The sequence below is a fragment of the Hansschlegelia quercus genome, assembly GCF_004310425.1.
Lineage (GTDB): Bacteria > Pseudomonadota > Alphaproteobacteria > Rhizobiales > Methylopilaceae > Methylopila > Methylopila quercus.
The window spans coordinates 282,329-305,949 of record NZ_SIUB01000001.1 but is presented as its reverse complement, the minus strand read 5'-3'; the positions used below and the strand labels follow the sequence as shown (position 1 = coordinate 305,949).

General features: G+C 68.0%; 23 protein-coding genes. 9 read left to right on the top strand and 14 right to left on the bottom strand.

Features of this window, described 5'->3' with window-relative positions; genetic code table 11:
* Position 1: 1 nt before the first annotated feature.
* Positions 2–910, top strand: coding sequence for an MBL fold metallo-hydrolase (locus tag EYR15_RS01450; protein ID WP_245498089.1), 909 nt, complete (start codon positions 2–4; stop codon positions 908–910).
* Between the two features lie 5 nt (positions 911–915).
* Here EYR15_RS01450 and EYR15_RS01445 read toward each other — a convergent pair whose 3' ends face one another.
* Together EYR15_RS01445 and EYR15_RS16920 are read right to left on the bottom strand one after the other, a co-directional pair.
* The gene (locus tag EYR15_RS01445; protein WP_131001107.1) at positions 916–1,707 is read right to left on the bottom strand and encodes a DUF1499 domain-containing protein; all 792 of its coding nucleotides are present in this window, start codon (positions 1,705–1,707) and stop codon (positions 916–918) included.
* Positions 1,704–1,859 (bottom strand): hypothetical protein, encoded by a 156-nt coding sequence (locus tag EYR15_RS16920; RefSeq protein WP_165455392.1) that lies wholly within the window; start codon positions 1,857–1,859, stop codon positions 1,704–1,706. The genes EYR15_RS01445 and EYR15_RS16920 overlap by 4 nt, the downstream gene beginning before the upstream one ends.
* 139 nt (positions 1,860–1,998) lie before the next feature.
* On the opposite strand from EYR15_RS16920, the gene EYR15_RS01440 reads away from it, so the two are divergent.
* Complete coding sequence (locus tag EYR15_RS01440) at positions 1,999–2,430, top strand: GNAT family N-acetyltransferase (RefSeq protein ID WP_131001106.1); 432 nt, start codon at positions 1,999–2,001, stop codon at positions 2,428–2,430.
* A gap of 37 nt (positions 2,431–2,467) precedes the next feature.
* On the opposite strand, the gene EYR15_RS01435 is transcribed toward EYR15_RS01440, so the two are convergent.
* On the bottom strand, positions 2,468–3,850 hold the full coding sequence (locus EYR15_RS01435) for an aspartate aminotransferase family protein (protein ID WP_131001105.1): 1,383 nt from the start codon (positions 3,848–3,850) through the stop codon (positions 2,468–2,470).
* A gap of 185 nt (positions 3,851–4,035) precedes the next feature.
* Here EYR15_RS01435 and EYR15_RS01430 point away from each other — a divergent pair, with 185 nt between their 5' ends.
* Positions 4,036–4,362 (top strand): hypothetical protein, encoded by a 327-nt coding sequence (locus EYR15_RS01430; RefSeq protein WP_131001104.1) that lies wholly within the window; start codon positions 4,036–4,038, stop codon positions 4,360–4,362.
* Positions 4,363–4,366: 4 nt separating this feature from the next.
* On the opposite strand, the gene EYR15_RS16915 is transcribed toward EYR15_RS01430, so the two are convergent.
* A complete protein-coding gene (locus EYR15_RS16915) occupies positions 4,367–5,632 on the bottom strand; it encodes an extensin-like domain-containing protein (RefSeq protein WP_165455391.1) in 1,266 nt (421 codons plus the stop codon).
* A gap of 114 nt (positions 5,633–5,746) precedes the next feature.
* Between EYR15_RS16915 and EYR15_RS16910 the strand changes: the two genes are divergently transcribed.
* A complete protein-coding gene (locus EYR15_RS16910; protein ID WP_165455390.1) occupies positions 5,747–6,970 on the top strand; it encodes a hypothetical protein in 1,224 nt (407 codons plus the stop codon).
* Between the two features lie 75 nt (positions 6,971–7,045).
* On the top strand, positions 7,046–8,965 hold the full coding sequence (gene dxs / locus EYR15_RS01415) for a 1-deoxy-D-xylulose-5-phosphate synthase (RefSeq protein ID WP_245498088.1): 1,920 nt from the start codon (positions 7,046–7,048) through the stop codon (positions 8,963–8,965).
* Here the strand turns inward: dxs and EYR15_RS01410 are convergent.
* Positions 8,962–10,023, bottom strand: a complete 1,062-nt coding sequence (locus EYR15_RS01410) for an SDR family oxidoreductase (RefSeq protein ID WP_131001100.1) — start codon at positions 10,021–10,023, stop codon at positions 8,962–8,964. The two genes, dxs and EYR15_RS01410, sit on opposite strands and share 4 nt — an antisense overlap.
* 99 nt (positions 10,024–10,122) lie before the next feature.
* Entirely contained in the window at positions 10,123–11,118 is a 996-nt protein-coding gene (gene meaB / locus EYR15_RS01405) for a methylmalonyl Co-A mutase-associated GTPase MeaB (protein ID WP_131001099.1), read from the bottom strand.
* Between the two features lie 177 nt (positions 11,119–11,295).
* Here meaB and EYR15_RS01400 point away from each other — a divergent pair, with 177 nt between their 5' ends.
* Positions 11,296–11,496 (top strand): CsbD family protein, encoded by a 201-nt coding sequence (locus EYR15_RS01400; protein WP_131001098.1) that lies wholly within the window; start codon positions 11,296–11,298, stop codon positions 11,494–11,496.
* A gap of 53 nt (positions 11,497–11,549) precedes the next feature.
* Here the strand turns inward: EYR15_RS01400 and EYR15_RS01395 are convergent, their stop codons facing one another.
* The 6 genes from EYR15_RS01395 to EYR15_RS01370 all read right to left on the bottom strand — a co-directional run bounded on the left by EYR15_RS01395 (position 11,550) and on the right by EYR15_RS01370 (position 20,240).
* Positions 11,550–11,774: a hypothetical protein gene (locus tag EYR15_RS01395; RefSeq protein ID WP_131001097.1), complete on the bottom strand. Its 225-nt coding sequence runs from the start codon at positions 11,772–11,774 to the stop codon at positions 11,550–11,552.
* Positions 11,774–13,927 (bottom strand): methylmalonyl-CoA mutase, encoded by a 2,154-nt coding sequence (gene scpA, locus EYR15_RS01390; protein WP_131001096.1) that lies wholly within the window; start codon positions 13,925–13,927, stop codon positions 11,774–11,776. The genes EYR15_RS01395 and scpA overlap by 1 nt, the downstream gene beginning before the upstream one ends.
* Positions 13,924–15,864 (bottom strand): methylmalonyl-CoA mutase family protein, encoded by a 1,941-nt coding sequence (locus EYR15_RS01385; protein WP_131001095.1) that lies wholly within the window; start codon positions 15,862–15,864, stop codon positions 13,924–13,926. Before EYR15_RS01385 ends, scpA begins: the two co-directional genes overlap by 4 nt.
* A 130-nt stretch (positions 15,865–15,994) precedes the next feature.
* Positions 15,995–17,005 (bottom strand): hypothetical protein, encoded by a 1,011-nt coding sequence (locus tag EYR15_RS01380; RefSeq protein WP_131001094.1) that lies wholly within the window; start codon positions 17,003–17,005, stop codon positions 15,995–15,997.
* Between the two features lie 214 nt (positions 17,006–17,219).
* Positions 17,220–18,599, bottom strand: coding sequence for a dipeptidase (locus EYR15_RS01375; RefSeq protein ID WP_131001093.1), 1,380 nt, complete (start codon positions 18,597–18,599; stop codon positions 17,220–17,222).
* Between the two features lie 63 nt (positions 18,600–18,662).
* The gene (locus tag EYR15_RS01370) at positions 18,663–20,240 is read right to left on the bottom strand and encodes a helicase HerA-like C-terminal domain-containing protein (protein WP_131001092.1); all 1,578 of its coding nucleotides are present in this window, start codon (positions 20,238–20,240) and stop codon (positions 18,663–18,665) included.
* Between the two features lie 156 nt (positions 20,241–20,396).
* Between EYR15_RS01370 and EYR15_RS01365 the strand changes: the two genes are divergently transcribed.
* From EYR15_RS01365 to folP, 3 genes are all read left to right on the top strand, one after another.
* On the top strand, positions 20,397–20,765 hold the full coding sequence (locus tag EYR15_RS01365; protein ID WP_131001091.1) for a hypothetical protein: 369 nt from the start codon (positions 20,397–20,399) through the stop codon (positions 20,763–20,765).
* A 94-nt stretch (positions 20,766–20,859) separates the two neighbouring features.
* Positions 20,860–21,267 carry a DUF4332 domain-containing protein gene (locus tag EYR15_RS01360; protein ID WP_131001090.1) on the top strand — a complete coding sequence of 136 codons (408 nt, stop codon included), beginning with the start codon at positions 20,860–20,862 and terminating at the stop codon, positions 21,265–21,267.
* Positions 21,268–21,316: 49 nt separating this feature from the next.
* The gene (folP, locus tag EYR15_RS01355; RefSeq protein ID WP_131001089.1) at positions 21,317–22,165 is read left to right on the top strand and encodes a dihydropteroate synthase; all 849 of its coding nucleotides are present in this window, start codon (positions 21,317–21,319) and stop codon (positions 22,163–22,165) included.
* Here folP and EYR15_RS01350 read toward each other — a convergent pair.
* Both EYR15_RS01350 and EYR15_RS01345 read right to left on the bottom strand, forming a co-directional pair.
* A complete protein-coding gene (locus EYR15_RS01350; RefSeq protein WP_131001088.1) occupies positions 22,162–23,166 on the bottom strand; it encodes an asparaginase in 1,005 nt (334 codons plus the stop codon). The two genes, folP and EYR15_RS01350, sit on opposite strands and share 4 nt — an antisense overlap.
* Positions 23,167–23,238: 72 nt before the next feature.
* Positions 23,239–23,598, bottom strand: a complete 360-nt coding sequence (locus EYR15_RS01345; RefSeq protein ID WP_131001087.1) for a flagellar basal body rod protein FlgC — start codon at positions 23,596–23,598, stop codon at positions 23,239–23,241.
* Positions 23,599–23,621 lie beyond the last annotated feature (23 nt).

The window sequence follows — 23,621 nt, the reverse complement described above, 5'->3', positions numbered from 1 at the left end:
TTTGAGCGACAACTTCGCATTCGACAGGTCGCGCGACGCCGGGCCGGGAGAGGTCGTCGAAATCGCCCCCCTGGTGCGCCGGGTGATCGCGCCGAACGCCTCGCCCTTCACCTTCACCGGCAGCGCCAGCTATCTGGTCGGCCGAGGAAAGATCGCGGTGGTCGACGCTGGTCCAGACCACGCCGCACACCGCGCGGCGATCCTAGAGGCCGTCGGGTCGGAGACGATCACTCACGTCGTCTCGACCCACACCCACCTCGATCATACCGGCGGCGCGGCTATTCTGGCGGCGGAGGTCGGCGCGCCGCTCGTCGGCTGCTCCGCGCATCGCGCTTTCCGCGCGTCGCTCGATGGCGAGGGCGATCCGCTCGAGGCAGGCGCGGACGGCCGCTACCGTCCGGACCAAGCGTTGGCGGACGGCGATGCGATCGCGGGTCCTGGCTGGACGCTGGTCGCGGTCGAGACGCCCGGTCACACCGCGAACCATCTCGCCTTCGCGCTGCCGGAGACGAGCGCGCTGTTTTCCGGCGACCACGTGATGTCGTGGTCGACCACCGTCGTCGCGCCGCCGGACGGGGCGATGGCCCCTTACGTCGCGTCGCTCAGGAAGCTGATCGCCCGCGACGAGGAGGTTTATTTCCCCGGTCACGGGCCGATGCTGAGGAACGCGCGGCAGTTCTCGCGCCACCTTCTCGGTCATCGGCTGATGCGCGAGCAGGCGATCCGCGGCCGCTTGGCGCTCGGAGCCCGGACGATCCCGGAACTCGTTGCCGAACTCTATCGCGGGCTGGACCCGCGGCTGTCGCGCGCCGCGGGGCTGTCGGTGTTCGCCCATCTCGAAGACCTCGTCGCCCGCGGCGAGGCGGCGACAGATGGCCCGGCGCGGATCGACGGGGTTTATCGGGCGTGAGGCCCTTAGGGCGCGGCGTTCGCCGCCGCGGCGAGGTCGGCCAGAAAGCTCTCGATCCGTTTGGCGTTCGTGCCGAAATCGACGCCCGGAAGCCTTGAGACCGACCGCATGTCGACGCGGGCGCCCTCGGCGTCCGGGCGGATGCGGATCGAGACCGCATCGCGGATCCCGAGGATCGGCGACGGCGCGATCGCCTCGATGCGCCCCGTCGGCGGCCCGCCGCGCGGGAACGACGTCGGCCCCAGCAAGCGCCAGCCGCGCGCCTCGACGAGGCCGAGCGCTAGCCCCGCGACATCGCCCTCCGAAAGCGCGAGGCGGAGCGGCGCGAGATCGCGGAACACCGTGCGCTGTCTGTCCGCCTCCGGGGCGGGAACGATTGGGCCGGGCGCCGGCCGCTCGCCGAAAGCGCGGTCCCGACCGGCGCGATCGAAGCGCGGGGGATCGGCGAGATCGGTCGAGACGTCGTCCGTCCCCCGCGCGAAGATGTTGCGGCCGGCGACATAGGCTGGGCCGGCGAGCACGCAAGCTGCAAGCACCACCGCTACGAACGCCCGGACTCCGCCGCGCCGGCCGCTGCGCCAGACGAGAACCATCGCGAGGATCCCGAGCAGCGCCGCGAGCGCTGCAAGCGCCAGCCCGCTAAGGAAGGCGGCGAAGCCCGAAAACGCTTCGACGGCGTGCAGTCTCAGCAGGACGAGCGCGTAAAGCGTGACGAGGATCGAGAACCACGCGAGCGCGAGCGCGGCGCCCGCCAGCCGCGATCGGCCGCGCGGCCTCAGCGCGAACGGCGCGCTCATGCCCGCGCCTCGCGGATGGAGAGGCCGAGCGTCATGAAGGTCAGCAGGCCGCCCTTAAGCATGACGGCCGCCAGCGCCCGCGCCGAGCCGTGAAATCGCGGACGAACCCCTGGCGCGCTCGCGACGTTCGCGCCCATCGTCCTCGCGTCCATGCCTAATCAAAGCCCCGCCGCGGCGTCGCCGCTCGCAAGGGATCAAACCACGAGTCGAGGCGAAGTGGCGAGATCGACGATGAGGGTGGGAGCTCTTAAAGAAGGTCGCCTGGCTCACGGTCAGGCGGATCGAGGCGACATGAGCGTTCGGATCGAAATCGAGGATGCGCCTGATCAGGCGACGCAGGACGCGGTGTCCGATGGGCTCAGTCGTTATAACGTAGCGCAGGTGGGTCCTGATCCGTCGTCGCCGCCGGTCTGGATCGTCGCGCGCGACGCCGAAGGCGCGGTGATCGGCGGTTTGCAGGGCGTCGTGCTGTGGACCTGGTTCTTCGTCGTCTGCCTCTGGGTCGACGACGCCGCTCGCGGCGCCGGCCTGGGATCGACGCTGCTGCGCACAGCTGAACGCGCGGCCGCGGACAGAGGATGCAGGAACGCGTACCTCAACACCTTCAGCTTCCAAGCCCCGGATTTCTATCGGCGACAGGGGTATGAGGTGTTCGGGAAGCTCGAAGGTTTCCCGGGAGACAATAGCCAGTTCTGGATGCGGAAGCGGCTCGCGGACGGGTAAACCCGTCCGTCGCCTTCGCCAAGCCGGCCCAGTGGTCCTAGGCGGCGGCTCGCGCGCCGGCGCCGGTCGCCCATTCCTCGGCGCGGTCGAGAGCGCGGCCAAGTCGGTCGAACAGCGCGTCGATCTCGGCCTCGGTGATGACCATCGGCGGGCAGACCGCAATGCCGTCGCCAATTGCTCGCACGATCAGGCCCTCCTCCTGCGCGAGGCCGACAATCTTTGTTCCCATTCCCGTCTTGGGGTCGAACAGCCGCTTGGAGGCTTTGTCGGCGACGATCTCGACCGCGCCTATAAGTCCCATGCCGCGGGCTTCGCCGATCAGCGGATGCTCCCCGAGCGCCTTCAGCCTCGCCTGAAAATGCGGGGTAATCCTGCGGACATGGCCAAGAATGTCCTCGCGCTCGTAGATCTCGAGCGTCTTCAGCGCGACGGCGGCAGCGACCGGATGGCCGGAATAGGTGTAGCCGTGACCGAAGGTCCCGATCTTGGCGCTCTGCGAGGTCAGCGCTTCGTCGATCCAGTCCGGGATGATGACGCCCGCGATCGGCAGATAGGACGAAGAGAGCTGCTTCGCGACCGAGACCGTGTCGGGCTTCATGCCGAGTGCGGTCGAACCGAACCATTCGCCAAGCCGGCCGAAGCCGCAGATCACCTCGTCGGCGATCAGCATCACGTCGTGCTTCTCCAGCACCGGCTGGATCTTCTCGAAGTAGGTCGCGGGCGGCACGATCACGCCGCCGGCGCCCATGATCGGTTCGGCGATGAAAGCCGCAACGGTCTCCGGCCCCTCCGCCTCGATCAGCGCGTCGAGTTCGGCCGCAAGCCTGGTCGCAAAATCCTCCTCGGTCTCGCCGGGCGCCGCGAATCGATAATGGTGAGGGCAGCCGGCGTGGCGGACCTGAGGAAGCGGCAGATCGAAATCGATGTGGTTGTTCGGCAGGCCGGTGAGGCTCGCGCTTGCGACCGTGACGCCGTGATAGGCCTTGATACGGCTGATGATCTTCTTCTTCTGCGGCCGGCCGAGCGCATTGTTGACGTACCAGACGAGCTTGACCTGGGTGTCGTTCGCCTCCGAGCCCGAGTTGCAGAAGAAGACCTTTGCGGCCTTCATCGGCGCGAGCTCCTTCAGCTTCTCCGCAAGCGCGATCGCTGGATCGTGGCTCTTGCCCGTAAAGAGATGAGCGAAGGGCAGCCTACGCATCTGCTCGGCAGCGGCCTCGACCAGCTCCTCGCGACCATGGCCGAGCCCGTTGCACCACAGGCCCGCCATTCCCTCGATGTAGGGCTTGCCGTCGACGTCGTAGACGAACACGCCCTCGCCGCGCTCGAGGATCAGCGAGCCCTGCGAGGGCAGGGTCGCAAGGTTGGAATAAGGGTGCAGGACCGTCGCGGCGTCGCGCGCCTGAAGATTGCTGACCATGCCGTCCGCTCCCATTCGATCTGTTCGACGAAGGTTTTAAGCGCAAGCGCGCCGCGATGTAAGCGGACCGGCCGCCGCCCGGCGCGGGAAGCGAAAGATTCCTTTGGACGCCGTCCGACTTTGGTGGAACGTTAAGCTCGCGCTCTCGTAATGGCGCGGTCGAACTCCCTCGTGGATCAACCAGTATGCGGCTCGCCCTGTCCGGCGTAACGCTCGCCGCGGTGGCTTTCGCGGCGCTGACCCCTGTCGTCTATCTCAATGCCGGCGGCTATTCCGCGGACTGGCCGGAATACCGGCGCATAGCGGTCTCCTCGGAAGAGGAGTGCGCGCAGATCATCGACCGCGCGGAGCGGACGCTCGGCGCCGCGCACGGCATGGCTTGCGAACGCGTTCCTCGCTGGCGTCACGTGGTGAACCTCGTGCGCGCCGCTTATGAGCGCGACGGCGCGTCCGGCGTCGGCAGTCTCGCTTTCGGCGGCGAAGCTCAGGCGAGCGTCGCGCCAACTCGCTGAAAGCCTACTTCGCGTCCTCAGATTTCTCTTCTTTCGCCGGCTCCGGCTCCTCGTCACCATCCCATTGGCAGAGCTTGTTGTGACGGCTCTTGCGCGGCTGGAGGTCGACATGGAGGTGGGTCGCGTGGGCGGCGTCCGAGCCTTCTCCCAAAACTGTGTTGAACCGCCCGCAGGCCGAGCCGCGCAGGACGGAAGCGAAGGTCTCCGGCATGTCCTTGGCGTAAACCGCGTACGATTTGCCGTCCGCCATCGTGAAGCCGGCGACGTCGAGCGCGTTCGCTCTGCCGTGCTCGCTCATCTTGCCGCCGGAAACGTTGTTGCGGCCGCGGCATGAATAGGAACCGGCCGCGTTGAGCCGCGCCAGCGTGACGCCGGCGGCGGAGGCCGCAGGCGCGAGGTCGTCGCGAAGCCAGGCCGCCACCACGCGCGCCATCTCGCAGCGCAGGGTCGCAGCGGGCTTGAGATCGATCGTCTCGCCGTTTTTCGTCTTCACGCCGGACAACTCGACCAAGGGACCGGCGCCGCAAACGCCCGGCCCCTCGATCGACGGCAGGGGCTTCGAGATCACGACGTCGGACTTGTCCAACGCCTGGCAGTCTGGATCGTCCTCCCGCGCGGTCTCAGGCAGCGGCAGGTCGGGCGGCCCGGGCTCGGCGGGCCCGGCCGGCAGCGGCGCCTTCGGGATGAGCGCCGCGCTCTTCATGTCGCCGGGCTTCTCCGGCGGCAGCGGCGCGGCCGGCGTCTCCGCCTCCTGCGACGTCGCGGTCTCGGAGCCCGGCCGGCGGGGCGGCAGGGGGACGTGGTCCCGCTCGAGTTCAGTCTCGTCCGTCTGCTCCACCGGCTGCGTCGCGGGAGGCATCAGCGCGACGACCCACATCGGCGCAGGCGCAGGGCCTTCTGGCGGAAGCGGAGGCGCGGCCTCGGGCGGCGGAATTTGAGCTGCGAGCGCGCGCCAATCCGCTTCCGCACCCTTCGGCCCGGAGAAGACCAGAAGACCTGGAGGGGCGAGCAGCGTGGGCGCAGCTGGCGCGGCCGCCGCTGCGGTCGGAGGCTGCGCGGGCTTTGTGGCGGGGCTGCGCTCACGCGCAGGAGCCGCCGGCTTCGACTTCGGTTTGGCGGGACGCTTCGCCCGCTTCGCCGGACGGCGTTGAGCCTCCCAGGGGAAGCGGAACTGCACGAGCCTGATCGATGGGGAAGCGCCGGCGGCGAACGCTATGCGGGAACCTCCCGCGTTCGCCGCCGTGAACGCGACGACGCCGAGGGCGAGCAATGCAAGACGTCGTCCCCGGATTCCTATCATCCGCTTGCTAGATAAGCCCGCGACGCGCTGCGGCCAGTCGTCCAAGGCATGTCGGTCTCGCTGTGTCGTGCTAGAAGCCGCCGCGTGACAGAGTATCTCGCCGAAGCGGCGCCGAGCGCAGAGGGCTTTGCCCGGCTCGCCCGCCATGTCCTCTATATCCCGGGCTATGCGCCGGAGGGACCCGAGCGCCATCATGCGCTCGTCTCGCGCGAAGCCGCGCGCTTCGCCCGCGTATGGGGCGTCGAGGTCGATGTCTCTCCGATCCGTCCAGCGCTTCCCGATGGCCCGCCCACGACGTGGACGTTGACGACCCGGATGCGCGAGGCGACCGCCGTCACCACCTTTGAGACCCTGGCCTGGGAGGATTTCGTCCGCGCGGATTTCCGAACCTCGCTGCGCCACAAGCTGGTAGAGGGCGCGGCGACGCTCGGCGACGCGATCTCCTCCGGCCTGCTGGCTCGGGTCTGGCGCGCGGCTCCCTGGTTCGGCTTCGCCTATCTCTATCCCTTCCTCTGGATCTTCGGCTGCGTCCTTGCAGGCGCCGCTGCAGCCGCCGTGATCGTCGCGTTTGCGCCGAGCGTGTCTGGCTTGGCTCTGGGCGCCCTCGTGGGGGCAGGGGTGTTCGTGGCGGCGCTCAAGGCGCTCCAAGGCTCTGGCCTCTTCGCGATCCATCTGCTCGACGATTGGAGCGCCCAGCGCCGCTACCGGCTCCGCTCAGATCCCGCTTTCGAACGCCGTCTCGACGCTTTCGCGGCGCGCATCTCGGAGATCGACCGGGCGGAATCAAACGATGAGATCCTGGTCGTCGGCCACTCCTCCGGCAGCTTCCTGGCGATCGACGCCGTCGCTCGCGCTTTCCAGGTGGATGAAGGTCTCGGGACTCGGAAGTCGCAGGTCGCGCTGCTCACTGTCGGCGTCGCCGAATTGTTGGTGGCGATGCACCCAGGGGCCGGTTGGCTACGGGACAGGATCGCTCGCCTCGCGCACGAGAAGCGGCTGTTTTGGGCCGAGGTCGTCGGGCATTTCGACGCGCTCAACTTCTCCCGGCGCTCGCCGACGGAGGAATTGGGGTTCGAGAAGGGCGGTCGCAATCCGCGCTTCGTCCGCATACGGCTGAACGATATGCTCGAAAGATCGAAGGTCGTCGCCATGAGCCGCTCTCTCAACGCCTTCCGCATCCACTTCCAGTTCGTGATGGCGAACGACAAGCGCGCGTCCTACGACTTCTTCTCGTTGCTTTGCGGCGCTCGGACGGCGAAGGCTCAATTCCGCCGTGAAGTCAGTGAGACTATGGCGCCATGGCCCTAGCGCCTGTGCGGTTTGCGCCCGACATGAGGGTGATGTAACCCTCGATCTTTCAACCTTGGTGCGATGCGAGCCCCTTTGGCCGACACGTCCTCCACGCCATTGCTCGACTCCGTCCGCGTTCCCGCCGATCTTCGCGCGCTGCCGGAAGACAGGCTGCCTCAGCTCGCCGACGAACTGCGTTCCGAGACCATCGACGCGGTTTCCGTCACCGGCGGCCATCTCGGCGCCGGCCTCGGCGTGGTGGAGCTGACGGTCGCGCTGCACCACGTCTTCGATACGCCAAAGGACCGGCTGATCTGGGACGTCGGCCACCAGTGCTATCCGCACAAGATCCTGACCAGTCGGCGCGATCGCATCCGCACGCTGCGCCGTGGCGGCGGCCTGTCCGGCTTCACCAACCGGGCAGAGAGCGAATACGACCCGTTCGGCGCCGGCCATTCCTCGACCTCGATCTCGGCCGGCCTCGGCATGGCCGTCGCGCGCGACCTCAAGGGCGCCGACAATCGCGTGGTCTGCGTGATCGGCGACGGCGCAATGTCGGCCGGCATGGCCTACGAGGCCATGAACAACGCCGGCGGGCTGAACTCGCGGCTGATCGTCATCCTCAACGACAACGACATGTCGATCGCGCCGCCGACGGGCGCGATGTCGGCTTATCTCGCGCGCCTCGTCTCCGGCCGCACCTACCTCTCGTTGCGCGATATCGGCCGCGGACTCGCGAAGCGGCTGCCGAAATTCGTCGAGCGCGGCGCGGCGCGGGCTGAGGAATACGCCCGCGGCTGGGCGATGGGCGGCACGCTGTTCGAGGAGCTCGGCTTCTTCTACGTGGGCCCGATCGACGGCCACAATCTCGATCACCTGCTGCCCGTGCTCAAGAACGTGCGCGACGCGGAGCTCGGTCCGATCCTCGTCCATGTCGTGACGCAGAAGGGCAAGGGCTACGCGCCGGCGGAGGCCTCGGCCGACAAGTATCATGGCGTCTCAGCCTTCGACGTGGTCTCCGGCGCGCAGACCAAATCTAGCGCCAACGCGCCGACCTACACGCGCGTCTTCGCTGAGAGCCTGATCCGCGAGGCTGAAGCAGACGATCGCATCGTCGCGATCACCGCCGCGATGCCCGGCGGCACAGGGCTCGACCTGTTCGCCAAGGCTTACCCTGAGCGGACGTTCGACGTCGGCATTGCCGAGCAGCACGCCGTGACCTTCGCGGCGGGGCTCGCCACCGAAGGCATGCGGCCGTTCTGCGCGCTGTATTCGACTTTCTTGCAACGAGCCTACGACCAGGTGGTCCACGACGTCGCGATCCAGAAACTGCCCGTCCGTTTTGCGCTCGATCGGGCGGGCCTTGTCGGCGCAGACGGTGCGACCCATGCCGGGCTCTATGACCTCGCTTATCTCGGCTGTCTGCCCGATTTCGTGGTGATGGCGCCGGCCGACGAGGCCGAGCTTGTCCACATGGTAGCGACCGCCGCCGCTTACGACGAAGGCCCGAGCGCGTTCCGTTATCCCCGCGGCGAGGGCGTGGGCGTTGAACTGCCGGCTCGTGGACATGTGCTGGAGATTGGACGCGGCCGCGTCGTCCGTGAAGGCGCGACCGTCGCGCTGCTCTCGCTCGGCACGCGCCTTCGGGCGGCGACCGACGCCGCGGAGGAGCTCGCGCTCAAGGGGGTCTCGACCACGGTCGCCGACGCCCGCTTCATGAAGCCGCTCGACCGCGATCTCATCCTGCGGCTCGCCCGCGAGCACGAGGTGCTGATCACGATCGAGGAGGCCGCCCCCGCCGGCGGCTTCGGCGCGACCGTGCTCCAGTTGCTGGCGACGGAGGGCGTGCTCGACCGCGGGTTGAAGATACGCACCCTCGCTTTACCCGACCGCTTCATCGACCACGACAAGCCCGAGCGTCAGATCATCGAGGCGGGTCTCGACGCCAAATCGATCGCCGCGGCGGCGCTTGGGGCTTTGGGACGGGAAGTGAGGCCGGCGCTGAGGGCCTAGGGGATCAGCCGGTCGGTCCGAAGCCGCTCGAAAAGATCGAAGAACGCCTCGTCGGTCGGCTGGTAGTCCAGGAAGCCGAGCTTCCGGCTCTTGCTCATGTCGGTGACGACCTCGATCGGACGACCAAGATCGGCGTCCGTATGCCAGGCGGAGATCAGCCGATCGAGATCTGGCTCTGCAAGGCCGCGCCTTTCGGCGATCTCCTTCCAAACTGGCGCGTCGTCCTTCATCTGCTCTTCGAGCGGCCGCACCGTCCCGTCGAAGGCTTCGGCCTCGATACCGAACCAGCCGGCGATGCGCGGCCACATCCAGCTCCAGCGGAAAACGTCGCCGTTGACGACGTTGAACGCCTCGTTCGCCGCGTCCGGCTCGGTGGACGCCCAGAGGATCTGCCGCGCGAGGAGCCGCGCATCCGTCATGTCGGTGAGAAAGCGCCACTGCTCGGGCGAGCCGGGGAAGCGGAACAGGCGTCCGGTCTCCTTGCAGATCGAAGCGTAGACCGCGAGCGTCGTGCCCATGTTCATGGCGTTGCCGACGGCCTGTCCGATCATCGTGTGCGGTCGGTGCACGCTCCAGGCGAAGCCGCCGCGCTCGGCGGCTTCGAACACCGCGTCTTCCTGCGCGTAATAGAAGTTGGCGACGTCGAGCCGCCCCTGCTCCTCGCGGAAGGGCGTCGGCGGCATCTTGCCTTTGCCGTAGGCCTCGAACGGCCCGAGATAATGCTTGAGCCCGGTGACAAGCGCGACGTGCCTGATCGAGCCCGCGGGCTGGAGCGCGTCGAGAAGATTGCGAACCATTGCGCTGTTGAGACGGATCATCTCCTGCTCGGTCGACTGGCGCATCCAACTCGCGAACACGACGTGCGTGGGCTCAACGCCCTCGAGCGCCGCTTTGAGCGATGCGGGGTCTTGAAGGTCCGCCGCGACCGGGATCAGGCCCTCGACCTCAATAGGCTTTCGGGCGAGGCCGTAGACCTGCCAGCCCTCTTCGGCGAACAGCGCAGCCGCCGAGCTTCCGACGATGCCACTCGCCCCTGCGATCAAGGCCTTGTCCGCCATGTAGAATTCTCCTCATGCTGGAGGGCGAGATAAGGCAACAAGCGAGAAGCGCCAATTCGGGAATGCGTCGCGCGCCGGTGGATATCTGGCCCTACGACCTCAAAACCCCAGCACCTTTGCGATCTCGTCCGCCGCCACAGTCGGCGCGAGTTCCCCGCTGGCGACGTCGCGCTCGAGCGCCGGCACGCGTGCGGCGAGCCGGGGGTCTTCTGCGAGGCGCTCCCTAAAGCGCGCCTCCACCATTGTCCACATCCAGCGGACCTGCTGCTTCTCGCGGCGGGTTTTCAGTTCGCCAGCGCGCTCGCGGGCGTCGCGGCAGGCGACGACCCGGTCCCAGAGAACGTCAAGGCGCATGTCTTCCCGGCCGGAGATGGTGAGCACCTCCGGAATCCATGCGCCGCCGGCCCCAGACAGGATTCTGAGCGCTGCGCTGTAATCTGCCGCGGCGTCCTTCGCGCGGGTCGCGCCGTCGCCATCGGCCTTGTTGACGGCGATGATGTCGGCGACCTCGATGACACCCTTCTTTATGCCCTGCAGCTCGTCGCCCGCGCCGGGCAGCATGAGGACGAGGAAGACGTCCGTCATGTCGGCGACGGCGGTCTCCGACTGTCCAATGCCGACAGTCTCCACCAGGATCACGTCGAAGCCCGCGGCCTCCAGCAGCAGCATGCTTTCGCGCGTCTTGGCGGCGACGCCGCCGAGCGTGCCGGCGGAGGGGGAGGGGCGAACGTAAGCGGCTCGATCAAGGGCAAGGCGCGCCATACGCGTCTTGTCGCCGAGAATCGAGCCGCCAGTGCGCGTTGAGGAAGGATCGACGGCGAGCACCGCGACCTTGTGGCCTGCGGTCGTCAGCCGGCTGCCGAGCGCGTCGATCGTGGTGGACTTGCCCACGCCTGGCACCCCGGTGACGCCCACGCGGATCGCCTTGCCGGTCTCAGGCAGCAGCGCCTGAACCAGCGCGCGAGCATCGGCCTGATGGTCGGCGCGGCGGGATTCGGCGAGCGTGATGGCGCGCGCGAGCGCCGCCCGCTCGCCGCGGCGGATGCGGGCGGCGAGGTCTTCGAGATCGAGCGCTGGGCGAGGAGAGGACTGCAAGGACGGACCAAAGCGAGAGCGTCAGGAATTATCAGGTCGGGAAGCGTGCGGCGAAAGCTGCGGCGGACGCCTGGCGCCGATCACGAAAATCTTAGCGGACAGTTCGAACTGTCATCTGCCGTTCAGCGTTCTCTGCGAGTATCGTTACAGAATGTTTCATTCAGCCCGGAGGGCCCAATGAACGCGGATCGCATGGAAGGCGTCTATCGCCAGATCAAGGGACGTGTGCAGCAGCTTTGGGGTCGCGCCAGCGGCGATCGTGCGCTGGTGATGCGCGGCAAGGCCACGCAATTTTCTGGGGCCGCCCAGGCGAGCTTCGGCCGCGCAATGGGCGCGACGAGAGCGGGATGGCTGACGCGCCGCCGCGTCGGGGCGTAAAGCTGCACATTCTGCAGCAATCCGATCCAAGTTAAGGGCGCCGCACGGCGCCCTTATGCATTCGGCTCCGTATCGGCGAGCGCACGTAATGTCCGCGCGCGGTACGCAGCCTTGGTTTCGGCGTCGGCAACCTTTAGGCCGTTGATGGAACGGCCCATTCGCTCGAACAGCGCCGTGTCCCAAAGAACGTCGGGCGGGTTTTCGCTCCGGAACAGCTGCCTCGCGAAAGCCTCCAGGACTTCGGGATCGGGCTCGCCGCCCGTCTGTTGGTCGTCCATCACTCCGCCGCCTGCGCGTCGGTGTAGCCGAGGCTGGCGCTGAGCTGCGCAACAAGGTCCTTCGCGGCGTTCGCGACCACCGTGCCGGGCGGGAAGATCAGGCTGGCGCCGGCTTCCTTCAGCGCGGGGTAGTCGACCGGCGGAATGACGCCGCCCACAACGATCATGATGTCCCCGCGACCCTCCGCCCGTAGGGCGTCGCGTAGCGCCGGCACGAGCGTAAGGTGGCCCGCGGTCATGGTTGAAATGCCGACCACGTGGACGTCGTTCTCTATCGCCTGCCGGGCGCACTCTTCGGGCGTCGCAAATAGGGGCCCGATATCGACATCGAAGCCGAGATCGGCGAAGGCCGAGGCGATGATCTTTTGGCCGCGATCATGGCCGTCCTGGCCGACCTTGGCCACCAGGATGCGCGGCCGCCGTCCGTCCGCCCGCTCGAACGCCTCGACCTGTTTCTGCACGTCCTCGATCGCGCCCATGTTGCGGGCCTCCCGCTTATAGACGCCGGAGATCGACTTGATCTCGGCGCGGTGCCTCCCGAACACACGCTCCATCGCCTGGGTGATCTCGCCGACCGTCGCCTCCACCCGCGCCGCTTCGATGGAGAGCGCGAGCAGATTGCCGTTTCCACGCGCGCCGTTCTCGAGCGCGCTCAGCGCCGCCTCGACCGCGTTCGGGTCGCGTTCGGCGCGCAGGCGCTCCAGCTTGGCGAACTGCGCCGCGCGGACTTCGGCGTTTTTTATCTGGCGGACGTCGAGCGTCTCGTTCTTTAGCACCTTGTAGGCGTTCACGCCGACGACGATCTGCTCGCCGGAATCGATCCGCGCCTGCGTGGTGGCGGCCGCCTCCTCGATGCGCAGCTTCGGCACGCCGGCCTCGATCGCCTTCGCCATGCCGCCGAGCCGGTCGATCTCGGCGATATGGCCGAGCGCCTTGGTCGCGAGGTCGTGCGTCAGCTTCTCGACATAGGCCGAGCCGCCCCATGGATCGATGAAGCGCGTCGTGCCGCTCTCCATCTGCAGCACGAGCTGCGTGTTGCGGGCGATCCGGGCGGAAAAATCCGTCGGGAGCGCCAGCGCTTCGTCGAAGGAGTTGGTGTGCAGCGACTGGGTCCCGCCCTGCGTCGCCGCGATCGCCTCCAGCGTGGTGCGGATGACGTTGTTGTAGACGTCCTGCGCGGTGAGCGACCAGCCGGACGTCTGGCTGTGTGTGCGCAAGGGCAGCGACTTTGGGTTCTTCGCGCCCAGGTCGGTCATGAGCTTCGTCCAGATGAGGCGCGCGGCCCGCATCTTGGCGATCTCCATGAAGACGTTCATGCCGATCGCCCAGAAGAACGACAGGCGCGGCGCGAAGCGGTCGATGTCGAGGCCCGCCGCCATGCCGGCGCGGACATATTCCGCGCCGTCGGCGAGCGTATAGGCGAGCTCGAGGTCCGCCGTCGCTCCCGCCTCCTGCATGTGGTAGCCGGAGATCGAGATCGAGTTGAACTTCGGCATGTGCTGCGACGTGTGCGCGAAAATGTCGGAGACGATCCGCATCGAGGGCGCAGGCGGGTAGATATAGGTGTTGCGGACCATGAACTCCTTCAGAATGTCGTTCTGAATGGTCCCCGACAGCTTCTCCGGCCCGACACCCTGCTCCTCCGCCGCCACGACGAACAACGCCAGCACGGGCAGCACCGCGCCGTTCATCGTCATCGACACCGACATCCTGTCGAGCGGGATGCCGTCGAACAGCGTGCGCATGTCGTAGATCGAGTCGATCGCGACGCCCGCCATGCCGACGTCGCCGGCGACGCGCGGATGGTCGCTGTCGTAGCCGCGGTGGGTTGCGAGATCGAACGCGACGGAAACGCCCGTCTGACCCGCCGCAAGGTTGGCGCGATAGAAGACGTTGGAGTCTTCGGCCGTGGAGAAGCCGGCATATTGCCGGATCGTCCAGGGCTGGGAGGCGTACATCGTGGTGTAGGGGCCGCGGATGAACGGCGGCAGGCCGGGCCAGGTGTCGAGCCCTTCGAGGCCTTCGAGATCGGCGGCGCCATAGATCGGCGGCACGGCGACGCCTTCCGGCGTTATCCAGGGGTCGGCCTTAGCTTCCGGCGCGGCGAGGTCGGGCTTCTTCCAGCCGATCGAGGCGAAATCGGGCAGGCTCATGCCGCAGCTCCCCTCGTCAGCGCAGGGGCGGAGGCCGCCTCCAGCACGGCGAGCGCGTCGTCGCCCGCCGCCACGAAGCGCGAGGCGCCTGCGGCTTCGAGCGCGTCCGCGCCGTCCTTCGGGCGGCCCGCGATCCAGACCGTCCCGCCGGCCTTCTTCAACGCTGCGATCAGGCCGATCGTCTCCGGATAGTCCGCATCGTCCGCGCAAAGGATGGCGGTCGCGGCGGCCGATTGCTTGAACGCCGAGACCACCGCCGCCTCGTCCGATCCGGTCGGGCCTTCGATCGCGGCGATGCCACCGGCGGCGAGCAGGTTGCGGATGAAGCCGGCGCGGGCGGAATGTCGCGCGATCGGTCCCGCCAGCGCGAGGAAAGCGGCCGGCTGGGGATGTTGAGCCTCGTTGCGGTCGCGCATTGTCTCGAAGGCCTCAGCGGTCCGCTGGGACAGGAGCGCGGTCGCGCGCGGACCGGACGGCTGCACAGCGAAATCGGCGAAGGAGGCGCCGTTCGCGAAGGCCCGCGCCATGTCGGGGAAGGCCGAGGCCGAGGAAGCGCTAGTCGCTGCTGCGAAGGTCGGGGCAGGAGTGGCGGGAGCGTCCGGCGTGCGCTCGCCGGCCTTGGGAAATTCGCTCACCCCGACGATCGCGCTCTTGCGCGTTGCGATGGAGGCCGCGCGCTTCTTCCTGACGTCGGCGATATCTGCCGCCCAACGGCCGCTCTCGACCGCGGCGCGCATGCCGCCGGCCTTCTCGATGTCCTGGAACAGCCCCCAGGCTTTTTCGGCGAGCGCGTCCGTCAGCTGTTCGATCGCGCCGGCGCCGGCTGCCGGGTCGGCGACGCGATAGGCGTTGGTCTCTTCGAGCACGATCGACTGTGCATTGCGCGCGAGACGGCGTGCGTCCGGGCCCGCGGGGCCGATCGCCTGATCGTAGGGAAGCACCGTCACCGAGTCAGCGCCGCCGACGCCCGCGGCGAAAGCGGCGATGGTGGTTCGAACGAGATTGGTCTCGGCATCCTTGCGCGTCATCATCCGCCGCGAGGTTTCGGCGTGAATGTGGAGCGGGCGATCGCCGAGGCCGAGCTCCCGCCGGATCGCCGCCCACAGCAAGCGCCCGGCGCGGAGTTTGGCGATGGTCGCGAACTGGTCGGCGTCGCAGGCGAAGACGAAGGCGATCGAATCCACTGCGCTCGTGGCGTCGACGCCCTCGTCGGTGAGCGCTCGCACATGCTCGACGGCAGAGGCCAGCGCGCCGGCAAGCTCCTGCGCCTCGCTGGCTCCGGCATCATGGGCCGTGCGCTGGTCGATCACGAAGACCGGCGAGGCGAAGCCCCGGGCGCGCAACTCGTTCAGCGCCGCCGCGCCGCGGGAGGCGGCCTCCTTCCACTCGCGCGCGAACGCGCCGGCGCGGACGGCGTCGCCGAGCAGGTCGAGGCCGAACAGGATTGAGACGTCCGAGGGCGCGACCTGTCCTTTTTCGACGAACGCCGCCATCAGCGCCGCCGCCGCTTCCGCCTGGTAAGGCGCGGCGTCAAGGTGGATAGGCGCGAGGTCGAGCATCACCCCGTGCAGGGCCTTCGCGAGGCGTTTGAGATTGTCTGCGACGAGGCCGGATCGGTCTTGTCCTGCAAACACCAGCGACAGGCCGGACGAACCGTTGTTGAGGTCTTCGAGCGCCTGAACGTTCGCGGCTTCGGGATCCGCGACGTCGATGCGGCTCATCGCGATCCAACGCGCGCCGGCAGGACGGCCCACGATGACCCGCGGCACGGCGCGGGGCGCAAGACCCGCGACCGCGACGCCGTCGATCGTGCGGCGCGAAATCAGAGGCTCCAGCGGCCGACCCTTGAGCGCGGCTTCCGCCGCCGCGCGCCAGGCGTCCTCCGTCGCCGGAAAATCGGCGGCGAAACCAGTCGCAGGGGCGGTCGTCATCGTCATGCGCGTCTCGGGCGATGGGGGATCGCCGCAGACCCTGCCATAGAGGGGGGCCTCAAGCCATTATGGACAATGGAACTAGGTTGCGCTGCAGCAACGGCCGGCCAGCCGAAATTTCGCTACGGCTCAGCCGTCAGAATGAGACACCCAGCCGCGCTCGGCTCGAATGGGTCGAGACGCTGTCCCTGCGACCGTAATCGTAGTCGACCGTCATGCTGATCCCGGGGGCGAGGGTCGTGCCGACGCCGAGTCCGCCAACCACGCCGCGGCCGGTAGGCGCGGATTCGCGTGCGAGGCGCTGGCGCACGCCCGACGAATCGACCGCGGCCGCGCGGGTCGCGCTGTAACCGAGCACGTCCTCGGTCCCGAGGAACCCGCGAAGCTCGACATCCTGGGTCGGGCCGACGCGGAAGCTGCGCGACCCGTTCAACCGGAACGAACCCACGGCGGCGGTCGCCCAACGCGCGTTGAAATCGAACGGCGTCGCGCCGCCGCACTCGTCGTACCCTCCGAGCCGGTTGGCGTAGGTCGCGAGCGATACGGTCGGCGTGACCTTGACCCCGCGCAGCGAGAGGTTCGCGCCGAACTGGGCTGCGGCCCGCGCCCCGTAGGACATCGCGGAGGCCTTGGACGCGTCGTCGTCCGGCCCACGGCGGATCGAGGAGAAGTCGAACATCGAGCCGCCGAACAGCAGCTTGGTGAAGAACGAGCCTCGATCGACGCGCCCATAGAGGTCGACATGCTGGCCGATGGTCTGGGAGCCAAGATCGCCAGAGCCGACGCTGCCGAAGCCTGCGCTCGCCATCGCGCCGACGATGGCGCCGTTGAAGCCCCGCTCGGCGCCCAGCCGCATCTGCGAGGTCGATCCGCCGGAGCCGATACGCCTTGCCGAGCCCGCCTGGCCGAACGACGCTCCGCCGCCTTCCCAATAGGCGGTGAGCTTGGGGAGCAGCGCGTTGGCGTCAGGCTTCGGCGCATCGAGACGCGCGAACGCGGCCTCGGTCTCGGCATGGGCGAGGAAGACCCCACCCTCGACGAGCACCTGCGTGGAGCGCAGGTCGTCCGCGAAAGCTGAAAGGCCGGAGACGCAAAGCGTCGCCATCGCGCCGGGCAACAGCCCTGCGCTGGGTCTGAACATCCGCATGTTCACCGCTCCGAAGAACGCGGTCGGCCGGCCCGCACGGCGGCGCGACGCGCTGTTTCATTCGCAAGCGCAGTATGAACGGACGTTCAGAAAAGTCGACCCCTTGGCGATTCACGACGACGTCAGAGGTATTTACGAGCGTCGTTCAAGGCGCGATACGGGTTGCTGCCTCCTAATGCGCATTCGGTAATGCTGCGTTGCGGTAGCTGGGGTTCTAGCTCGCGAGCGCCGCCAGGATTCGGATCCACGAGCGCGTTCCCTTGCGAAAGCTCTCGAGGTCGTACTTCTCATTTGGGGAGTGGATCTGGTCCTCGTCGAGCGCAAAGCCGACGAGCAGCGTGTCCAGGCCGAGCGTCCGCTTGAAGTCGCCGACGACGGGGATCGACCCGCCGGAGCCGATCGTGACCGGCGCGACGCCCCATTCGTCGGCAAGCGCCGCGCCGGCCTTGGAAAGGGCAGGGCTGTAGAACGGCACGCGGATCGCCCGCGAGCCCTTATGGCCCTCGAACGAGACCCTGCAGTCCGCCGGCAGCCGCTCCCGCACGAAGGCGCGGAACGCATCGCGCACCGCCGCGGGGTCCTGATCGCCGACGAGGCGGAAGGAGATCTTAGCGTGCGCCTCCGACGCTATCACGGTCTTCGCGCCGGCGCCGGTGTAGCCGCCCCACATGCCGTTCACGTCGCAGGTTGGACGCGACTGGATCTGCTCGATGATCATGCGGTCGGATTCGCCGGCGGGGATCGCCAGGCCAATCGGTTTCAGGAAAGCGTCGGCGTCGAGGCCAAGTCCTCGCCATTGCTCGCGCACCTCCTCGGGCGTCTCGGGCACGCCGTCATAGAAGCCCGCCACTGTCACGCGGCCGCTCTCGTCGTGCAGCGCAGCGACGATCGCCGACAGGACGTGGAGCGGGTTCCTCGCCGCGCCGCCATACATGCCGGAATGAAGGTCGCGGTCGGCGGCGATGACCGTCACCTCCTCATAGATCAGCCCGCGGAGGGACGAGGTGATGGCGGGCTTGCCCTCGGCCCACATGGTGGTGTCGCAGACCAGCGCGACCTGCGCCGCAAGCTCGTCCTTGGCTTCTTCGAGGAACGCCGGGAGGTTGGTCGAGCCGCACTCCTCTTCGCCCTCGATCATGATCGTGACGCCGAGCGGCAGTGAACCCGTGGTCTCGAGCCAGGCGCGGCAGGCTTCCACGAAGGTCATCACCTGACCCTTGTCGTCGCTCGACCCGCGGGCGACCACGACCTTCTTGCCGCCGCCCTCGATGATCCGCGGCTCGAACGGCGGCGTGGTCCACTTCTCCAGCGGATCGACCGGCTGCACGTCATAATGGCCGTAGAAGAGGACGGTCGGGGCGGACGGCTTAAGCATGCTCCCGAGGACGATCGGATGACCGGGCGTCTCGCGCGCGGAGGCTGAAAAGCCGAGGCCGCCGAGCTCGCGTTTCAACCAGTCGGCCGCCTCCCGGCAGCCATGGCGATAGGCCGGGTCGGTCGAGATCGACGGGATCTTCAGCCAGGCGAACAGCCGCTCGAGGCTCGCCTCGTGATTGGCGTCGGCGCGCTCCAGCGCGCGGTCGAGATCGGACATGAGATGCTCCTGCGCTGTTTCACGCGAAGACGTGTGTGCGAAGTTTGCACGCCGTCTTCAAGGTCAACGCTTGAGCAGGCTCCCCAGCACGCCGCGCACCAGCGCGCGACCGACCGAACCGCCAAGCGAGCCTGCGACGGAGCGGCCGACCTGCGCCGCGATGTTGCCGGCGGTCTGATTGACGATGGTGCGGGTGACTTCGCGCGCGACGCGCTGGCCGGGGTTGAGCGAGCCCTTGCGGCCGGAGCTTCCGCCGAAGACGGATTTGAACAGCCCGCCAATGCCGCCAGCGTCGGCCTCCTGCGCCGTCTGTTCAGCCTGCTCGGCGACGACCTTGTCCTTGGCCTTCTTCCCCAGCATCTCGTAGGCGGAGTTGCGGTCGATCGCGATGTCGTAATGGCCGGCGACGGGCGAGGAGGCGATCGCGGCCTTGCGATCCTCCGTGCTGATCGGGCCGATCTTGGCGGCGGGCGGGCGGATCAGCGTCCGCTGCACCATCGAGGGCGCGCCCTTGCCTTCGAGCGTGGAGACCAGCGCCTCGCCGACGCCGAGCTCGGAGATCACCTGCGCCGTGTTGAGGTCAGGATTCGCGCGGAAGGTTTCGGCCGCGGCGCGCACCGCCTTCTGGTCGCGCGGGGTGTAGGCGCGTAGCGCATGCTGAACCCGGTTGCCGAGCTGGCCGGCGACCGTCTCCGGCACGTCGATCGGGTTCTGCGTCACGAAATAGACGCCGACGCCCTTGGAGCGGATGAGGCGCACGACCTGCTCGACCTTGTCGATCAGGATCTTCGGCGCCTCATCGAACAGCAGGTGCGCCTCGTCGAAGAAGAACACGAGCTTCGGTTTGTCGGGATCGCCAACCTCCGGCAGCTGCTCGAACAGCTCCGACATCAGCCACAGCAAGAATGTCGCATAGAGCCGCGGGCTTGCCATCAGCTTGTCGGCGGCGAGGATCGAGACGAAGCCGCGACCCTTAGCGTCCTTACGCATCAGGTCGCTAAGCGAGAGCGCGGGTTCGCCAAAGAATTTCGCGGCGCCCTGCTGCTCCAGCACCAGGAGCTGACGCTGGACTGCGCCGACGGTCGCCTTGGCGACATTGCCGTATTCGGTGGTGAGCTCCGCCGCGTTCTCCGCGACGTAACCGAGCAGCGCCTGAAGGTCCTTCAGGTCGAGCAGCAAAAGGCCCTGCTCGTCGGCGACCTTGAAGACGATGTTGAGCACGCCTTCCTGCGTGTCGTTCAGGCCCATCAGGCGCGACAGCAGCAGCGGCCCCATTTCGGAGATGGTTGTGCGGATCGGATGACCCTGCTCGCCGAAGAGGTCCCAGAAGATCACCGGGAACTTGTCGTTCTCGTATGGGTCGAGGCCGATCTCCTTGGCCCGAGCTACGAGAAAGTCTTTCGGCTCGCCCATCGCCCCGATGCCTGAGAGGTCGCCTTTGATGTCGGAGGCGAACACCGGAACGCCGGCTGCCGAAAAGCCCTCCGCCAACGCCTGGAGCGTCACCGTCTTGCCTGTGCCCGTCGCGCCCGTGATGAGGCCGTGACGGTTCGCGAGCTTCAGTTCGAGGAACTCGCCCTTCGGCTCGTGATCCTTCTTGCCGAAGCTAGAGCCGATGAAAATATTGCCGTCCACGAGCACTGGCGCCGTCCTCGATGCATCTGAAGCGGCAGGAAGGTCGCATGCCGCCGAGGACGAACCAAGCGGCCAAAGCGCCCATTTGGGCGAACTTGTGTTCGCCGGCCTGCTCCGTAGTATGCGCGGCCGCAAAAAGACGGCGACGGGGAAGGGCGGCACATGGACGAACTGCTAACGAGGCTGTCGAACGCCGCGCATATCGACCACGCGAAGGCCTCGGCGGCGGTGAAGACAATCCTAGTGTTTCTAGAGACGGAAGCGCCGGGGCAGGCCGTGAACGAACTGGTCGACGCCATGCCCGGCGCGCGCCCGATGCTCGACGAGGGCCGCGCGGAGAAGGCGGGTTCGCCGGGCTATGCCGGCTTCGGCGCGATGGCGGCCTATCACGCCCTGACCGCCGCCGGCCTCTCCGGCGGCGAGGTGCAGGTGGTGACGAAAGAGTTGCTCGCCTATTCCCGGGAAACGGTGGGCGACGAGACGACTGGGCTCATCGTGGGGGCGGTGCCGGGTCTTGAGGCCTTCGTCTGAGAGAGGTCGCTCGGGGGAGCGGCGACTGGCGTTCAGCGTAAGTCCGGCCTGGTCCGGGCCTGAGTGAGAAGGATCCGACAGCCCGGGGGGGACGGTGAGCTATCCAATCGCGAGCATTGAAGGGGTGGGGCCGGAGCTTGCTCAGAAACTGAAGAAGGTTGGGGTTCGCACGACGAAAACGCTTCTCGAGCGCGCAAAGGATCCGCGCGGCCGCAAGGCGCTGGCGGCCGCTTCGGAGATTGCGGAAAGCCGGATTCTGAAATTCGCGAACATCGCGGACCTGCTTCGGCTGAAGGGCGTCGGCGCGGAATATTCCGAGCTCCTGGAGGCCGCCGGCGTCGATACGGTGAAGGGGCTCAAGAACCGCAATGTCGCAAACCTCACCCGCGCCATCATGGAGGTGAACGACAAGCGCAAACTGGTGCGCTCGCCGCCCTCCGAGAAGACGGTGGCGAAATGGATCGCGGAAGCGAAGACTCTGCCGCCGATGATGACGTATTGAGAACGCCCTTCTAGACGCGCATCCCTCGCGCCCCTACTCCGAGCGTCCGATGCCGTCTCCTTTCGCCGCAGCCTCCTTGTTCGACCGCGCCGGCGGGCCGCGCGTGATGGGCATCCTCAACGTCACGCCGGACAGTTTCTCAGACGGCGGCAGGTTCCAGGCGGCCGAGATCGCGGCTGAGCACGCGCGCGCCATGGCCGAGGACGGGGCGGACGTCATCGACATCGGCGGCGAATCCACCCGGCCGGGCTATCAGGCAGTGGACGCCGAGGAGGAGATCCGCCGCGTCGTGCCTGCTATCCGCGCCGTTAGGGCCGCGATCCCGACGCCCATCTCGATCGATACGATGAAGGCCAAGGTTGCAGTGGCCGCGCTCGAGGCTGGGGCCGAGATCGTCAACGACGTCTGGGGCCTGCAGCGCGACCCCGACATCGCCCGCGTGGCCGCCGAGCACGGCGCGCCAGTCGTCGTGATGCATCACCGCACCGAGGTCGACGCCAGCCTCGACGTCGTCGAGGACATGAAGCGTTTCCTCGGCCGCTCTATTGAGATCGCGCAGAAGGCGGGCGTGCCGGATCACGCGATCGCGCTCGATCCCGGCGTCGGCTTCGGCAAGACGGTCGAGCAGAACCTCACCGCCATCAAGCGCGTCGACGCGCTCGCCGCGATGGGTTTTCCCGTCTTGCTCGGAACGTCCCGCAAATCGCTGATCGGCCACATCATCCAGCGCACGCCGGAAGAGCGCGTGTTCGGCACGGTGGCAACCTCGGTGCTAGGCTGGGCGGCGGGCGCCGTGATGTTTCGCGTCCACGACATCCGCGCCAACCGCGACGCCTTGCTTGTGGCGCAGGCGGTGCTGGCGCCGGAGACGGCGGCTCGGTCGAGCGCGGCCGTCTAACTCGACAGCGCCTCTCCCGCGCGGATCGCGCCGACCTCCACGCCGGACCAATTGTGGAGCCGCCGGTAGGTTCGCGCATCCAGCCACGCCGCGAAGTCGCCCTCCACAGCCAACAGCCGGCGGATGACGGCGGCCATCGCCGTCTCGGCCGCGCGACCCGCGCCATCGTCGATCTTGAGCGCGACGCCGAGGCCGAGTTCGGGGAGCGCGGCGAGATGGACGCCCTCTGCGCCCATCTTGGTGAAGACCCGGCGAGGGGCGAGTTGCATGGCTTCGGTGTCGAAACGGCCGGAGCCTGCGACCTGGAACGGCGCCGACCACACCGCCTCACGCAGCCGTTTTGCGGCAGCTGCGCGCTCCGGCGCGAACCCTGCGCCCGTGCCGAGCCGGGCAAAGGCGATGGCGAGGTTCTTCAGCGGGATGGCGAAAGCCGGGATGCCGCAGCCGTCGACGCCGGAGGCCGCCTCCGAAAGCCGCGTGCCGGTCGTTTCCTCGATGGCCGCCGAAACCGCGCGCTGCACCGGATGGTCCTCGGCGACATAGCCGATGGGATCCACGTCGATCGCGCAGGCGAGGCACAGGAAGCCGGCATGCTTGCCCGAGCAATTGTTGTGGAGCGCGGTCGGCCCCGCGCCGCTCGCGGCCAGCGCCCGCGCGCTCGCCTCGCTCAGCGGCCAGTGCGCGCCGCATTCGAGCGCATGGGCGTCGAGGCCGGCGCGGGCGAGGACGCCTGCGGCGGTCGCGATATGTTCGGGCTCGCCGGCATGCGACGCGCAGGCGAGCGCGATCTCGGAATCCGTCAGGCCGTATCGATCGGCAGCTCCGCTCTCGATCAGCGGCAACGCCTGCAGCGCCTTGACCCCGGACCGCGGAAACACCGCGCGCTCGACGTCGCCGACGTTGAAGACCAGCGCGCCATCAGCGTCGCAGACTGCGACCGAGCCGTGATGTCGGCTTTCGACGGCGAGGCCGCGGGTAACCTCGACCAGCGCCGCGCTCATTGCCGCTCCCTCGCGATCCGCTCGCCGCTTCAGCTTAATGGCGCGGCGGCGGAGCGAAGCAAGCGCGGACGCTCAGGCGCGTCTTTCCCGGCGGGGGCTGAAGGCGTCCAGGAGGCTTTTAGACATTTCGTCGGCGACGACGGCGACGGCGAGCGAGGCGCGATAGGCGGCCCGCGCTCCGAGCGCGTCGACGACTTCGCTTCCGAGATCGACGTCCGTGTTGGTCGCCTGCGCTGTGACGACAGTCGATACGCCCCCGTCAGGCTGCGCCGTCTGGCGCACCGCGCGGGGGCGATAGGCGATGGTCTCGCCTGTCTCCGGCGCCGTTTCGGTGCTGCCTGCGTTGGCGATGTTCGAGGCTGCGACCTCGAAGCGCGTGTTCGCGGCCCGCATGCCGGATGCTGCGATCGAGAGGGCGGACGTCATGGTCATGGCGTGATCTCCACGCCTTGTCG